Annotated in this window: 14 protein-coding genes and 1 pseudogene; 3 read left to right on the top strand and 12 right to left on the bottom strand. The window is 62.7% G+C overall.

Features of this window, described 5'->3' with window-relative positions:
• Positions 1 to 5 precede the first annotated feature (5 nt).
• From imuA to L6D74_RS03870, 3 genes are read right to left on the bottom strand one after another with little or no spacing between them, the layout of a single operon-like run.
• Entirely contained in the window at positions 6 to 623 is a 618-nt protein-coding gene (gene imuA / locus L6D74_RS03880) for a translesion DNA synthesis-associated protein ImuA (protein ID WP_236187721.1), read from the bottom strand.
• Entirely contained in the window at positions 623 to 1240 is a 618-nt protein-coding gene (lexA, locus tag L6D74_RS03875) for a transcriptional repressor LexA (protein WP_064381249.1), read from the bottom strand. The genes imuA and lexA overlap by 1 nt, the downstream gene beginning before the upstream one ends.
• A gap of 38 nt (positions 1241 to 1278) precedes the next feature.
• Positions 1279 to 2196 (bottom strand): LysR family transcriptional regulator, encoded by a 918-nt coding sequence (locus L6D74_RS03870; RefSeq protein WP_236187720.1) that lies wholly within the window; start codon positions 2194 to 2196, stop codon positions 1279 to 1281.
• 103 nt (positions 2197 to 2299) lie between these two features.
• Here L6D74_RS03870 and L6D74_RS03865 point away from each other — a divergent pair, with 103 nt between their 5' ends.
• The 3 genes from L6D74_RS03865 (at position 2300) to L6D74_RS03855 (ending at position 6715) form a co-directional block, all read left to right on the top strand.
• On the top strand, positions 2300 to 4054 hold the full coding sequence (locus L6D74_RS03865; RefSeq protein ID WP_236187719.1) for an amidohydrolase: 1755 nt from the start codon (positions 2300 to 2302) through the stop codon (positions 4052 to 4054).
• A gap of 102 nt (positions 4055 to 4156) precedes the next feature.
• Positions 4157 to 4894 (top strand): TorF family putative porin, encoded by a 738-nt coding sequence (locus tag L6D74_RS03860; RefSeq protein WP_236187718.1) that lies wholly within the window; start codon positions 4157 to 4159, stop codon positions 4892 to 4894.
• Between the two features lie 162 nt (positions 4895 to 5056).
• Positions 5057 to 6715 (top strand): phosphoethanolamine transferase, encoded by a 1659-nt coding sequence (locus tag L6D74_RS03855; RefSeq protein ID WP_236187717.1) that lies wholly within the window; start codon positions 5057 to 5059, stop codon positions 6713 to 6715.
• 7 nt (positions 6716 to 6722) lie between these two features.
• On the opposite strand, the pseudogene L6D74_RS03850 reads toward L6D74_RS03855, so the two are convergent.
• The 9 genes and pseudogenes from L6D74_RS03850 to L6D74_RS03810 all read right to left on the bottom strand — a co-directional run.
• A pseudogene (locus tag L6D74_RS03850) lies at positions 6723 to 6992 on the bottom strand (DUF971 domain-containing protein); the annotation flags it as partial.
• Entirely contained in the window at positions 6989 to 7951 is a 963-nt protein-coding gene (locus L6D74_RS03845) for a HEAT repeat domain-containing protein (protein WP_236187716.1), read from the bottom strand. The pseudogene L6D74_RS03850 and the gene L6D74_RS03845, both read right to left, overlap by 4 nt.
• Complete coding sequence (locus L6D74_RS03840; RefSeq protein ID WP_236187715.1) at positions 7948 to 8796, bottom strand: ABC transporter ATP-binding protein; 849 nt, start codon at positions 8794 to 8796, stop codon at positions 7948 to 7950. Before L6D74_RS03840 ends, L6D74_RS03845 begins: the two co-directional genes overlap by 4 nt.
• Positions 8796 to 9578 (bottom strand): ABC transporter permease, encoded by a 783-nt coding sequence (locus L6D74_RS03835; protein WP_230731249.1) that lies wholly within the window; start codon positions 9576 to 9578, stop codon positions 8796 to 8798. Before L6D74_RS03835 ends, L6D74_RS03840 begins: the two co-directional genes overlap by 1 nt.
• 279 nt (positions 9579 to 9857) lie before the next feature.
• Complete coding sequence (locus tag L6D74_RS03830; RefSeq protein WP_236187714.1) at positions 9858 to 11261, bottom strand: ABC transporter substrate-binding protein; 1404 nt, start codon at positions 11259 to 11261, stop codon at positions 9858 to 9860.
• A gap of 110 nt (positions 11262 to 11371) precedes the next feature.
• Positions 11372 to 11617: a 4Fe-4S dicluster domain-containing protein gene (locus L6D74_RS03825; protein ID WP_007959413.1), complete on the bottom strand. Its 246-nt coding sequence runs from the start codon at positions 11615 to 11617 to the stop codon at positions 11372 to 11374.
• 25 nt (positions 11618 to 11642) lie between these two features.
• Positions 11643 to 13373: a fumarate reductase/succinate dehydrogenase flavoprotein subunit gene (locus tag L6D74_RS03820; RefSeq protein WP_236187713.1), complete on the bottom strand. Its 1731-nt coding sequence runs from the start codon at positions 13371 to 13373 to the stop codon at positions 11643 to 11645.
• A gap of 2 nt (positions 13374 to 13375) precedes the next feature.
• Entirely contained in the window at positions 13376 to 14122 is a 747-nt protein-coding gene (locus L6D74_RS03815) for a GntR family transcriptional regulator (protein ID WP_064597137.1), read from the bottom strand.
• A 95-nt stretch (positions 14123 to 14217) separates the two neighbouring features.
• On the bottom strand, positions 14218 to 15186 hold the full coding sequence (locus L6D74_RS03810) for a Gfo/Idh/MocA family protein (protein WP_236187712.1): 969 nt from the start codon (positions 15184 to 15186) through the stop codon (positions 14218 to 14220).
• Between the last annotated feature and the right edge of the window lie 7 nt (positions 15187 to 15193).

Here is a 15193-nt window from a genome sequence, read left to right as displayed (position 1 = left end):
CGACCTCAATGCCCCACGGCGAAGGCAATCGGTGCGCTGCGCGCCAGACCACCCCGGCACTTGAGCACGCGCAATTGCGCGGGTCGTGCATCGATGGCAATGCGCAATGCGGCCGGCGACGGGTTGACCGCCTCGCTCAATGGGCGCCACGCGAACGCCAGGGTCTGGCCGGTTTCCGCCGCCACCTGCAAACGGCGCAAGGCGCGATCATCGGCCTTGTGCGGCCAGCACAGCACCGCACCGCAGCTGCCCGAGCGCAGGCATTGTTCTGCCGCCCACAACGCATCGCGCTCGCTGGCCTGGATCACCGACAACTGCCGCAGATCGACCCCGGCATTGGCCCAGGCCTGCGGATACGGCACAAACGGCGGCGCCACCAGCACGATGCGCTCGCCCGCCGCCGACAGCCGCGCCAACGTCGGCCACACCAGTTGCAGCTCACCGACACCGGGCCCGGCCAGGAGGATTTCGCTCAGTGCCGCTTCCGGCCAGCCACCACTGGGCAAGGCCGCATCCAGCACCGCATGGCCGGTGGGTTGCGGGCTGGCGGTCGGTGGCGCAGGCCGGCCCTTCCAGACCTGGCCGCCATTGAACAGCGTATCCAGCGCAACGACGGCCCCCATCAGCCTTGCCTCACCAGACCGCAGAACACCCCTTCGATGGCCAGGTCTTGATCGGCCCGCACCACAATCGGCTGGTACGCCGGGTTGCGCGGCAACAGGCGAACCTCATCGCCGACCCGCTCGAAGCGTTTGATGGTGACTTCACCGTCGAGCCGCGCCACCACGATCTGGCCGTTGAGCGCCTCGGGGTTGCGCCGCACGCCGACCAGATCGCCGTCGAGAATCCCGTCCTCGATCATCGAATCGCCCTGCACCCGCAGCATGTAGTCGGGCGTGCGGGAGAACAGCGCCGGGTCGAGCATCAGCCGATTGTGCAGGTCGGCATCGGCACCGATGGGCGCACCGGCGGCCACCCGGCCAAGCACCGGCACTTCGAGCAGTTCCGGCCGCGCCGGCTGCCCGAGCAGGCGAATGCCCCGGGCCTGATGCGGATTGACCTCGATAAACCCGGCTTCGGTGAGCGCCAGCACATGCTTGCGCGCCACGCTGCGGGAGGCAAAACCAAAAGCCTCGCTGATTTCAGCGAGGCTTGGGGGCTGACCGTGTTCGGCGATGCGTTCGCGGATAAAGGTCAGGATGGCGGTACGGCGGGGAGTCAGAGTCGTCATGGAGTACATTTGTACTCTTGTGGGAATTTCCTGACAAGCACCGCCAGTCAGTTCAAACCGCGCTCCGCGAGAAACCCCGCGATGTAATCAATGAACGCCACAACCTTGGCCGTCGCCCGTCGATGGCTCGGGTACACCGCCAGAATGTGCGGGCCAAAGCTGTCCGGGTCGATCTCGTAATCGGCCATGACCCGCACCAGTCGCCCGTCGGCGATGTACGGCGCGGCACTCCACAGCGGCGTGTGCAGCAGGCCACGCCCGGCCAGGGCGCTGGCCAGCAGCAGGTCGTAATTGTCGCTGCGCAACAGCGGCGCCGCCGGTTGCGCCAGGCTCAGGCGCTGGCCGTCGCGTTCGGCCCACCAGAATTCGCGACTGAGCAACGGATGCCGGTACAGCAGCCATTCATGCTGATCGAGGGTTTGCGGCGTGACCGGCAAGCCCTTGCGCGCCAGGTATTCGGGGCTGCAGCACAGCGCCAGCCGATTGCTGCCGACCACCCGCGCAATCAGCCCCGGCAAATCATCGTGCCCTTCGCGCAAGGCCAGGTCGTAGCCGCTTTCCAGCAGATTGACGAATTCGTCGCACAAATCCACTTGCAGGCTGATCTGCGGGAATTGCTGCAAAAAGCCGTCACACACCTGATCGAGAAACGCTCGCCCATAGGCCAGCGGCGCAGTGATTTTCAGGCTGCCGCGCAGGCCATGCTGCAACTGCTCGATTTCTTCGCTGGCCTCGTCCAGCCGTTGCAGCACCTGGCGTGCGGTTTCCAGATACAGCCGGCCGATTTCGGTCAGCAGAATCCGCCGCGTGCTGCGCTCGAACAGCCGCGCCCCAAGTTCGGATTCCAAGTGATTGACCGCTTTGGTCAGGGCCGACGGGGTCTTGCCCAGTTGCTCGGCAGCGCGGCTGAAACTGCCGAGCTGCGCGGTGACCACGAACATTTTCAGTGCACCCAGCTTGTCCATGCTTTTTCCATTCAGGCAAAAACGTTTTTCGTGAGGGAGGCGTTCTGTCGGGCGTTGGCAGCCACTAATCTGGCCATCAGACGCAATAACAAGGAAATGTTCAATGAAAAGATTCATCCCGCATTTCACAAAAAATCTGCTGATCGCCGCTATGAGTTTTGCCTCGATGGAAGCCATGGCCGCCACCGATCTGGTGCTGTTCAATGGCAAGATTTTCACCGCCGACCGCGCTCAACCGAAGGTTCAGGCGCTGGCCGTGGAGAGCGGCAAGGTGCTGAAAGTCGGCAGCGACGCGCAGATCAAGGCCTTGATCGAGCCCGGCACCCAGGTCATCGACCTGAAAGGTCAGGCGCTGATGCCCGGCCTGATCGACAGCCATTCCCACGCGATTTTCGGCGGACTGGAAATGGTCTCGGCCAACATGGAAGACGAGGTGGTCGAACTCGACGAACTGGAAAAACGCCTGCGCGGCTGGCGTGACGACGGCAAGGCCCGGCATGGCGATGTGTTGAGCGTGGCCGGCATGAGTTCGGCGTATTGGGCCAAGGCTGAAGCGCTGGGCAAAATCTTCAATAACGGCGAATGGACCGACGTGCCGGTGGTGTTCACCGGCAGCGATCACCACACGGCGTGGGCCAACAACGTGATGCTCAAGCGTGCGGGCATCGACGCCGCGCTGCTGAAAACCCTGCCGGATGCGGAAAAAGACACCATCGGCAAACTGGCCAGCGGTGAACCGAACGGCTTTGTGGTCGACGCCGGTTGGGATCGGGTCGCCTCGAAAATGCCGGTGCCGAGCCCGGCCGACATGCTCAAGGCCGCGCAATCGGCAGTGCGCTTCAACAACAGCCTTGGCATCACCGCGTGGATGGACCCCGCCGCCAACGCCGCGCCGGGTGAGCCGGTGTTCGCCCTCAAGCCCACCGAAAAAACCGTCGGCGTATTGCCGGCCTACAAGGCCCTGTCGGAAAGCGGCGGCATGACCGCTCACGTCGCCGCGCTGCTGGTGGCCAATCCGAAAAGCGTCCCGGCCGATCTCGACACCCTCGACAAGGTTCGCCGGCAGTTTCAGGACATTCCCAATCTGACGCTGCCGGGGATCAAGATCTTCGCCGACGGCGTGATCGAATACCCGGCCCAGAGCGCGGCGATGATCGATCCCTACAGCAACTCGCACAAACAGGGAGAGCTGCTGATCGATCCACAGCACTTCGGCGAACTGGTCAGCGCCATCGACCAGCGCGGCTGGCTGGTGCACATCCACGCCATCGGCGATCGCGCGGTGCGCGAATCACTGAACGGTATCGCCCAGGCGCGCAAGGACCGACAGAGCGGCGTAACGCACTCGATCACCCACCTGCAAATGGTCAACCCGAAGGAGTTCGCCCGCTTCAAGCCGCTGAACGTGATTGCCTCGATGCAACTGCTGTGGGCCAGCGCCGACGACTACACCACCGACATGATCAAGCCTTACGTCAGCGCCCTAGCCTTCCGCTATCAATACCCGGCGCATTCGCTGCTCAAGCAAGGCGCGACGATTGCCGGCGCCAGCGACTGGCCGGTGTCCTCGCCGAACCCGTGGAACGCCATGGCCCAGGCCATCACCCGCACCGGGCCGCTGGGCGTGCTCAACGCCGACGAACGCCTGGACCGCGAAACCATGTTCTACGCCTACACCGCCAATGCCGCGCGAACCATCGGCCTGGAACAACAGATCGGCTCGCTGAGCCCCGGCAAACAGGCCGACTTCATCGTGCTCGATCGCGACGTGTTCAGCGTCGACGACAAGGCCCTGCATGACACCCAGGTCCTGCAAACCTGGTTCGCCGGCCGTCAGGTCTACGCCCCTACCCTCTAATAACAATCGCCGTATCCGCTGCCCGACCCCGCGCCAGCCGCCGGGGTCCGGCGCAGCCTTGCCCGCTTCCTGCCCATAACAACCACAACAACGGGACTTCACATGAAAGCCTTGCCCCTGCTCGCCCTCGCTTCCTTGAGCCTGCTGCCTTTGAGCAGCCACGCGATTCCCCTGAACGATGATTTCGCGGTGCTGGTCGACCTGACCCTGGCCAGCGACTACCGCACCCGCGGCATCTCCCAGACCCAGAACGACCCGGCCGTACAGGCCGGTCTGACCCTGGCCCACAGCAGCGGCCTGTACCTCGGCGCGTGGAGCTCGAACGTCGATTTCGGTGGCGGCCTGACAACCCGTCAGGAAGTCGATTACTACGCCGGCTGGTTGTGGCAGGCGACCGAGGCCGTGAGCCTGGATCTGGGCTACATCAAATACGCGTATCCCAAGGAGAGCCAGTTCAACCAGAGCGAGGTGTACTCGATTCTCAGCGCTTACGGCGTGAAACTCGCGGCCTACTACTCCAGCGACGCGCCGGGCATCGACAGCAAACAGAGCTCGCTCTACAGCTACATCGGCTATGAAACCGAATTGCCGTTCGATTCCGGGCTGAAACTGCGCTACGGCAACATGGACTTCAAGGATCCGCATATGTATTCGGCGTCCGGTCACAGCGAAGAGTCCTACCGGGAGTGGGAAGTCAAACTGACCCACAACCTGGCCGGCGTAGTGCTGGGCCTGAGCTACATCGACACCGACCTGTCGCAGAGCCAATGCCTGAGCAACTGGGGCTTCAAGGACGTGTGCACGGCGACGGTCGTCGCCAGCATCAGCAAATCCTTCTGAACCTCCGCAGTTCTCCGTGGGAGCCGGCCTGCTGGCGCCCACGTTTTTTTGCACTTACCGTGGATTTTGTTACCGGATGTTTACGGAATTTTTACCAATGCTCTTCTACAGTTACGCGCGTAACCGTATGGGTTTTCGACTGACGTAGAGGAAGGTTTCGAAATGGCTTTGGGCAAAGGACTGCGTTTACCGTCCATCACTCCGACCCGCCTGGTGCTGCTGTTTTCGCTGGCACTGGTGGCGCTGTACAACCTGGCGACCTGGAAGGCGCTGGGAACGCTGATCACCCTGCAAGGCGCACAGAAACTGGCGTTTTTCGCGTCCTTCGGGCTGTTTCTGTGGGCGGCGATCACCCTGTTACTGACCCTGGTGTCGTTTCGCTGGACGCTGAAACCGGCGTTGACCCTGGTGGCCCTCCTCTCGGCCTGCGCGGCGTATTTCATGAACGAATACGGCATCACCATCGACACGGTGATGATCCAGAACGTGTTCGAAACCAACCCCGGGGAAGCCACGGCGCTGTTCAGCGGCAAACTGTTGGCTTACGTGCTGTTGCTCGGTGTGTTGCCGGCCGTGCTGATCTGGCGCTGGCCGGTGGTGTATCGGCCGTTCTTTCGGGGTTTGCTGAACAAGGTGCTGGTGATCGCGGCCTGTGTGCTGGTGATCGGCGCTTCGGTGGGCGCGTTCTATTCGACCTACGCGCCGATCTTTCGCGAGGAAGACAAGCTCACCCACTTCATCAACCCGACCAACTACATCTACGCGATCAGCAAATACTCCAAGCAACGGCTGGGGATCAAAAAGCATTTCGTGGTGCAGGCCATCGGCGAAGACGCGGTGATGAGCGCCAAGGCGGCCGGTCGCGAGAAGAAATCGCTGATGGTGTTCGTGGTCGGTGAAACTGCCCGGGCCGACCATTTCTCGCTCAACGGTTATGAGCGCGAGACCAATCCCGAGCTGAGCAAACTCGACATCCTCAACTTCACCCAGGTGCATTCCTGCGGCACCTCGACGGCGGTGTCGGTGCCGTGCATGTTCTCGATGTTCCCGCGCGAGGACTACAGCGACAAGAAAGGCAAAACCTACGAAGGCCTGCTGGACATCCTGCAACGGGCCGGCGTACAGGTGCTGTGGCTGGACAACAACAGCGACTGCAAGGGCACTTGCCTGCGGGTGCCGAACCGCGACATCGCGAAGAACCAGCCGGGGCCGTTCTGCGACGGCAACAACTGCCTCGACGAAGCGCTGCTGGCCGACCTTCAAGGCTACATCGACAGCCTCAAGGGCAACGCGATCATCGTCCTGCACGCCGACGGCAGTCACGGCCCGGAATACTACGAGCGCTATCCCAAGGACATGGAGCGCTTCAAACCGATCTGCCACACCAATCAACTGGGCAGTTGCAGCCGTGACGAACTGGTCAATGTCTACGACAACACGATCCTCTACACCGACCATTTCCTGGCCAAGGTGATCGAGTTGCTCAAGCGCAATCAGGACCACCTCGATACGTCGATGCTGTACGTCTCCGACCATGGCGAATCCCTGGGCGAAAACGGCCTGTACCTGCACGCCGCACCTTATGCGCTGGCGCCGGAAGCGCAGACCCATGTGCCGATGGTGATGTGGTTCGGCAACAACACCCTGGCGCAACTGGGCATCGACCGTGGCTGCCTGCAAGGCAAAAGCAGCCAGCCGGATCTGAGCCATGACAACCTGTTCCACTCGGTGCTGGGGTTGTTCGAGGTCAGGACGTCGCTGTATCAGCCGGGGCTGGATATTTTCCATGGCTGTCGGCCGGCGATGACGGCGGGACAGTGATCCCCTCCAGCTGCGCCAGATAGGCCCACGGGTAAATCCCGCGCTGATGGCCGTCGCTGAACACCAGTTGCAGACCGTAGCCCTGAGCGTTCAATTCGAGGACCCGCACACGCGGGTCAACCATGGGCGGCGAGCCCCGCAGGCGAAACGCCCGGCATTGCGAGCACGGGCATTGGCGGCGCAGTTCGGCATGGTCAAGCAACTGCTCGCGGCCATCCGGCCAGCTCAGCCGCAACCGGTGCTCAGTTTGAGAATTGCCGACCGACAGCGGATTCATTGCAGCTGACTCAAGGCAATCCGCACGGCTTTGCGCACTTCCGGATCGCCGTCGTCCTGCGCGGCCTGCAATGCGGCCACGGCGCCGTGATCGTTCAATTCGCCGAGGGCCAGCGCGGCCTCCTTGCGCAGGTTGCTGATGCGATGGCCGAGGGTGTCGATCAGGGCGTCGAGGGCTGCGACGTACTTGAGGCGCCCGAGGCTGCGGGTGGCACGCAGGCGAACCTGCCAGTAGTCGTCGGCCAAGGCTTCGATCAGCGCCGGGCCCGCGTCGGTATGGCCGACCTTGCCAAGGGTGGTCGCGGCTTCTTCGCGCACTTGCCAGGCTTGATCCTGCAAGGCCTGACGCAACGCAGGCAGCACGTCAGCGTCACTTGCCAGGCCCAGGGCGCCGGTGGCGGCGCGGCGCACTTCGGTGTCCGGATCATTGCTGGCCAAGCGGGCCAGGGCCGGCAGCGCGTCGAGTTGCTTGAGCCAGCCAAGCACGCCGACGGCTTCACGGCGCACGCTGGCGTCGGCATCGTTCAGCGCCTGAATCGCGGCCGGCGCAGCGCCGGGGAAGCGCAATTCACGCAAGGCCCGGAACGCGGCAATCCGCACGCCGGTTTCGGCATGGCTGGTCCACGGCAGAATCACCCTGCCCGCCGCTTCGGTCTTGAGCAGGCTCAGGCTCTGCGCCGCAGCGGCTTGCACCGCCGGCGACGGATCCGTCAGCGCCTGGCACAGCGCTTCAACCACCGGCTCGTCTTCCCAGGCTTCCAATAAACGCGCCGCTTCGGCACGCACCTCTTCGGCAGGGTCTTCGGCCAGTCGTTCGACCAGCCAGAGCAGACCGTCCGGCTCTTCGAGGTCGGCCAGGTCGATCAGGGCAATCCGCCGCACCCCGGCATCATCGGCGGTCAGGCGCGGTTGCAGAGCGAGAATGTCGTCGTTATCGGTCACAGCAAAAAATGAGGTCACAGGGCAAATCTCGGCAAGGAGTTTTCGGGAGGCAGGCCGAGCGGGTTGAGGCGCGGCAGCGGTCGGTCGTTGTCGTGGCGCAGCAGGTCGAGGCAGTGGCGCTTGAGGCGCGAGAACTCGTGGCTGGTGACCAGTTCGGTGGTGCGTGGCCGGGGGAAATCCAGGCGCAGGTCTTCGATGATTCGCCCTGGCCGTGCGCTCATCACCAGCAAGCGGTCGGCAAGGAACAGCGCTTCGTCGATGTCATGGGTGACGAACACCACGGTGGTGCGAATCCGTGTCCAGATGTCCAGCAGAAGTTCCTGCATGTTCAGCCGGGTCAGCGCGTCCAGTGCGCCGAAGGGTTCGTCCATCAGCAACAGCCGTGGCCGGTTGACCAGCACCCGGGCGATCTCCACCCGCTGCTGCATACCGCCGGAAAGTTGATCGGGCCAGCGTTCGGCGAAACCGTCGAGGCCGACCAGTTTGAGGATTTCATCGGCGGCGCGATGGCGCTCGGACTTGCCGATTCCACGCATTTTCAGGCCGAAGGCAACGTTGTCGCGCACCGTGCGCCACGGGAACAGGGTGTGATGCTGGAACACCATGCCGCGCTGTGGCGACGGGCCGGACACTTCGGCGCCATCGACTTTCAACTGCCCGCCATGGGGCTGCAGATGCCCGGCCAGCGCGCCGAGCAAGGTCGACTTGCCACAACCGGACGGACCGAGAATGCACACGAACTGGCCGGGTTCGATCTGGCAATCCAGGCCCTGCACCGCTTCAAACGCTTGCCGGCCTTCGCCGAGGACAATGGATAACTGACGGATATCGATCCGCCCTTCCGGGGTTTGCATCATGCTCATCAGGCTTTTCCTCGTGGTCGATGCCAGGGCGTGAACAGCCCGCCCAGGCGTTTGATCAGCAGGCTGCTGCCCATGCCCAACACGCCGATCAGCAACATGCCGACCACGATGTCCGCATAGTTCTGGATGGTGTAGGACTCCCAGGTGTAGTAACCGATGCCGAACTGGCCGGAGATCATTTCAGCGGTCACCAGACAGAACCACGAAGTGCCCATGCCGATCGCTAGGCCAGTGATGATGCTCGGCGCGGCGCCTGGCAGGATCACTTCCAGCAGAATCGCCCGACGCCCGGCCCCGAGGCTTTTCGCTGAGGCGATCAGACGCGGGTCGACGCCTTCGACGCCGTGCACGGTGTTGAGCAGGATCGGGAATAGCGCGCCGGTGAAGGTGATGAAGACCATCGACAGTTCCGACGACGGGAACATCAGGATGGCCAGTGGAATCCAGGCCACGGCGGGGATTGGGCGCAGGACTTCCAGTGGCGGCAGCAGCAGGTCTTCGGCCCATTTCGAACGGCCGATGGCCAGGCCCAGGGCGATGCCGATCACCAGCGCCGCGAGGTAGCCGGCGAAGACCCGGCCGAGGCTGGCGGTCAGGTGCTGGATGAGCTTGCCGGAGTCGCCGAGGCCGAGGGCGGCTTCGATCACGGCCAGCGGGGTCGGGACGTTGGCGAAGGTGACGAGGCCGAGGTTCCAGTGGTGGCTGGCGGCTAGTTGCCAGAAGAGAAGGCAGAGCAGCAATGAGGCGGCTCTCGATGTCCAGCGTAGGGTGGGTGACTTCATGGATCGGGTTTCCAATTGTGGAGCTGTGTTGTGGCTGAGATTACCCCCTCACCCCAGCCCTCTCCCCCAAGGGGGCGAGGGGGAAAGGGAGCCGATCTTCAAGCGTTTCAAAATCTCGATTCGGCTCGATAGCGAGCAGGTGTTCATGATGTTCAAAACCTGAGCTCGACTCGATATTTCAGGTCGGTGTAGCTCCAGCAAACACCTCGGTCAGTCCCCTCTCCCTCCGGGCGGTCCGACGTTTCGGGAGGGTTAGGGTGAGGGGCTCTTGATCTTCAATCAGCGTGCAGCCACGGCCTGAGTCGTGGCATCGGTGAAGTCGAAGACCTTCCCACCCTGCGCCGAGGCAAATTGCTGCGCCTGCCCCTTGAGCAAGAACGCGCTCAACCGCCCCTTCGCATCACTGGCAAACCACGCCTGCTCCGCCAGCAACTTGATCCCGCTGTCACTCGCCTGGGCATACACCGCCCGGATGTTCTTGCCTTCCGACTTCAGGCCGGCCAGCGCGGTGAACGCCTCTTCAGCCGAGGCATAGCGCCGGACCTTGTCCTCACCGCGCACCCAGATTTCCGCGACATGGCTGAAATCGCTGATAGCTTTTCCAGTCACCGCATCGACAGACTTCAACGGCGTCTGCGCGTAGTTGGCCAGTTGCGCGGTGTAATCCAGATTCGAGGCCTTGAACGCCGCGCGGATGTACTGATCGTCGATAAAGGTGTTCAGGTCGAGCCCGCGATCGGCCTTCTTCAGCAGTTTTAGCGTGTCGATGGCAGTGCCCACGGCCTGGCGGTATTCCGGTTTCCAGCTCAGGTCGCGGGTCTGCACGCCGAGCGGGCCGTGGAACAGGTAATTGACCTCGGCATCAACGCCGGTGACCTTGGCAATCAGCTCGCTGTATTTCTCCGGTTCGGCGGCCAGCAGTTGATTGGCCTCGATGCTGGCGCGCAGGTAAGCAACGACGATTTCCGGGTATTTTTTCGCGTAGGCCTGATCCACCAGCGCACCGTGGAAGGTCGGTGCATTGGCCTGGGCGCCGTCGTAAATCTTGCGAGCGAAGCCACGGCTCGGGAACAGCTCGGAGAACGGTACGAAGTCGGCGTGGGCGTCGATCTTGCCGGCCTGCAACGCAGAACCTGCGACCTCCGGCGGTTGGGCGATGATGTTCACGTCCTTCAGCGGGTCCCAACCCTGTTCCGCCACCGCGCGCAGCAGCATGCCGTGGGCGGTGGAGGCGAACGGCACGGAAATGGTCTTGCCCTTGAGCTCGCTCAACGACTGCACGCCCGACGCGCTCGGCACCACGATGCCGTTGCCGCTGCCCTTGATGCTGCCCGACAGCACGCTGATGAACAGGCTGTGTTTGCCGGCGGTTTCAAATGCCACACCGTTGAACGCACCGGGGAAATCGGCCATGGCGCCGAAGTCGAGTTTGCCGGCGACCATCTCGTTGGTCAGCGGCGCACCGCTGGTGAAGTTCTTCCACTGCACGTCGTACTTGGCGTCCTTGTAGGCGCCGTCGTGAGGCAGGTATTTGTCGAGCAGGCCCAGCTCGCGAATCAACAGGCCGCCGGCGGCGCAGTTGATGGTGGTGTCCTGAGTGCCGATGGCAATGCGGATGGTTTCGGCCGAGGCCGACAGGGTGAACGAAGCCAGTACCAGACCGGCGATTGCTGCACGCAACATGGTTGAATCCCCTCGAATCATTTATAGGATGTTCGTCTCCGCCGCGATCAGGGCGCGGTGGGAAACGAGGGGTGTGTTGAATCAGGCGTCCGGTGTTGCCGGATAGCGTTTTAGCGAAGCAGATACGGGATTTCGACTTTGACGGCGCCAGTCGGGCAGTCCTTTTCGCACGGCATGCAGTACCAGCACTCATCGAAGGCCATGTAGGCCTTTTGCGTGGCCGGGTTGATCGCCAGCAGGTCCATCGGGCAGACGTCGACGCACACGGTGCAGCCCTTTTCGGCGATGCATTTGTCCTCGTCCACGGTGACGGGGGCGTTGGAGCGGAAGAAGATTTCCTGGGCTTGATAGGCCATGGTTCGGACTCTCTCTAGTGATGCATCAAGCGGCGAAAGCGCCGACCCGCAAACGGTCGTAGGCCTGCATTTCCTCGGCATCGAGGGGGATGATGTAAGGCTCGACGGCTTTCTTGAAACTGGTCATGCGCCCGTCTTCGCCCTTCTTCAGATGGCAGTGGCAGAACCATTCGCGGTCGTCCCGTTGCGGATGATCGACGCGGTAGTGATACAGGCCCCAGCGGCTTTCGGCGCGGAACAGCGAGGCACGCGCAGCCATTTCGGCGCAGTCGCGGATCACGCTGGTTTCCATGGCGCGCATCAGTTCATGGGCGTTGTTGGCCTTCATCTGGTTGAGATCGCGCTCGATGTCGCTGAAGCGTTGCAGGCCGATTTCCATCTTCTTCGTCACTTTCGGCGGTTGCAGGTAGTCGTTGACGAAGCGCCGCAGCTTGTACTCGACCTGCGCCGGTGGCAGACCGTGTTCGCGATCCAGCGGTGCGTAGACCCGGGCCTTTTCCTTTTCGATCTGCTCGGCATCCAGCACGGAGAACTCGCGCCCGGCGACAAATTCCGCCGCGTTATTACCTGCGAACCAGCCGTAGGTGAACGCGCCGAGCATGTAGTTGTGCGGCACGGCAGCCATGTCGCCGGCCGAGTACAAACCCTTCACCGAGGTTTCGGCGCGCTCGTTGACCCACACGCCGGACGCCGAATGGCCGCTGCAAAAACCGATTTCCGAGATGTGCATCTCGACCATCTGCGTGCGGTAATCGGTGCCGCGATTGGAGTGGAACTGGCCGCGACTCGGGCGCTCGTTGCTGTGGAGGATTTCCTCGATGTTCTGGATGGTTTCCTCGGCCAGGTGATCGAGCTTGAGGAACACCGGGCCGTTGCCGCTTTCCAGCTCCTGGTGGAACTCCCACATCATCTGCCCGCTCCAGTAGTCGCACTCGATGAAGCGTTCGCCCTTGTTGTTGGCGGTGTAGCCGCCGAGCGGCCCCGTGACGTAGGCGCAGGCCGGGCCGTTGTAATCCTTGATCAGCGGATTGATCTGGAAGCACTCGAGGTTCGCCAGTTCAGCCCCGGCGTGATACGCCATCGCATAACCGTCGCCGGCGTTGGTCGGGTTTTCGTAGGTGCCCATCAGGTAACCCGAGGACGGCAGACCTAATCGGCCGGCCGCGCCACAAGCGAGGATCACTGCCTTGGCCTTGATCACATGGAAGTCGGCGGTGCGGCAGTCGAACCCCATCACACCGTTGACGGCGCCCTCCTCGTCAGTCAGCAGACGGGTGCAGACCAGGCGATTGGTGATGTTGACCCTTGCGCGTTTCAACTGGCGATACAGGACTTTCTTGATGTCGTGCCCTTCCGGCATCGGCAGCACGTAGGCGCCCATGTGGTGGACTTTCTTCACCGCGTAATCGCCGGTTTCGTCCTTCTCGAACTTCACGCCCCAGCGGTCGAGCTGCTCGATGGTTTCGAAACTGTGGGTGGCATAGGCATAGACCGCTGCCTGATTGACGATGCCGTCGTTGGCGATGGTGATTTCCTTGGTGTACTGCTCGGGCGTCGAGTGGCCGGGGATGATCGCGTTGTTCAGGCCGTCCATGCCCATGCTGATCGCGCCGCTGCGCTTGACGTTGGCCTTGTCGACCAGCAGCACGCGCAGCTCCTTGTTCTTTTCCTTGGCCTTGATCGCGGCCATCGGGCCAGCGGTGCCGCCGCCGATCACGACGATGTCGTATTCCTGCTCTAAGGTATTGCGGGTCATGTTCAGGCCCCTTTTTGCCGGTCGATCCGCAGGCGGTACTGGAACGCATCGCCACGGTAGTAAAGGTGTTCGAAGTCCAGCGGCTGACCGTTGGCGTCGTGGGTCAGACGCTCGATGCGCATGATCGGCGAGCCAGCCTCGACGTTCAGCGCCTGAGTCAGGTCGCTGTCGGCCAGCACCGCGTCGATGGCCAGATCCGCGTGACCAAGGGCGATGCCGCAGTCGTTTTCGAGGATCAGGAAGATGTCGCGGGTGACCAGATCGGCCTTCTCCAGACGCTCGCCGACCGCTTTGGGCAGGTAGGTGATTTCCAGCGAAATCGGCTCGCGATTGATCAGCCGTACACGCTTTATCTGCGCAACAGTTTCGCCTTCGGCGACCTGCAAACGCTCCGCGACCAGTTTGTCGGCGGCGATGAATTTGAAGCTGCGCAGGCGGTTGATCACCTCGTAGCCACGGCCGGTCATGGACTCGGCGAGGCCTTGCAGGGTGCTGACGTTTTGAAAGGTCTTGGGCTTGGCGACGAAGGTGCCCTTGCCGTGGATCTTGAAGATCAGGCCTTCCTTCTGCAGATCGCCCAGGGCCTGGCGCACGGTGATGCGGCTGACCTTGAACAGTGCGCCGAGTTCGCTTTCGGACGGCATCTGGCTGTCTTGCGGGTATTCGCCGTCGAGAATCCGGGCGCGCAGCACGTCGCGCAGTTGGGTATGCAGAGGAACGCTGCTTAAGGAGAGAACGTTATCGGTCATCACGGGATCACTTGTTATAACGAGTTATGACGTGATCTTAGAGACGTTATGACAAGCTTGAGAAATACCGAATGAGCATAAGGTTAGATGCGCCTTCAGTGGCGCTTGAGGATCTGATCCATGACCCAATCGGTCTTCAGGGCTTCGGCGGCGACTGCCGGGTGCCGGGACTCACCGCGAATCTGCGCGTTCATGCCCAGTACGTGGTGCCACTGGATGTGATCGTGATGGGGGATTTCCAGGCTGATGTGTTCACCGGCATGCAACTCGACCGGGTGCTCGTCGAACACCGAAAAACCGATCCGCCCTTGGCTGCCGATGATCTCGACCCGATCCTCGCGCCGGTCCGCAACGAAACTCCAGCAGCCCATGCCCAACGCGCCCGAGGCGAATCGCCAACTGGCGCTGACCGCATCCTCCGCCGCGTATAACCCGGCCTGACGCGCGGTGAAGCCAGCGACTTCAACGATATCGCCGAGCAGGTACTGGAACAGGTCGAACCCATGGCTGGCCAGATCCGCAAAGTAACCACCACCGGCCACCGCCGGATCGGTGCGCCAGTTTGCGCTGCCGTCCAGATCCTTGGGCGATGGTGCCTTGGTCAGCGTCCAGCTCAAATGCCGCACCTCACCGATGCGCCCCTGCTCCAGCCATTGCCGCACCTGCTGGAAGCGCGGCAATGAACGGCGGTAATAGGAGACGAACAGGTGCAAACCGGCATCGGCAAACACCTGCTGCATTTCGCGGCTTTGCCCGGCGTTGAGGGCCATGGGTTTTTCCACGCAGCAATGCTTGCCGGCGGCGGCGACTTTCAGGCTGTAGGCGTGGTGGCTGTCGGGTGGCGTGGCGATGTACACCGCGTCCACCTCGGGATCGTTGATCAGGGCATCGACGTCGGTGTAAGTCCGGGCGATGCCGTGGCGCGAGGCGTAATCGGTCACCGCTTCGAGGCGTCGCCCCATGATGGCCACCAACGCCGAGCCGGGGGCCTTGTAGAAAGCCGGCCCGCTCTTGCGTTCGGCAACGCTGCCGCAACCGATCATGCCCCAACGCACCACGTGCATGCTTGCG

It is taken from the genome of Pseudomonas pharyngis (assembly GCF_021602345.1).
Taxonomy (GTDB): domain Bacteria; phylum Pseudomonadota; class Gammaproteobacteria; order Pseudomonadales; family Pseudomonadaceae; genus Aquipseudomonas; species Aquipseudomonas pharyngis.
Note: the sequence above shows the minus strand (reverse complement) of the source record. Positions and strands in the feature narration are given on the sequence as shown.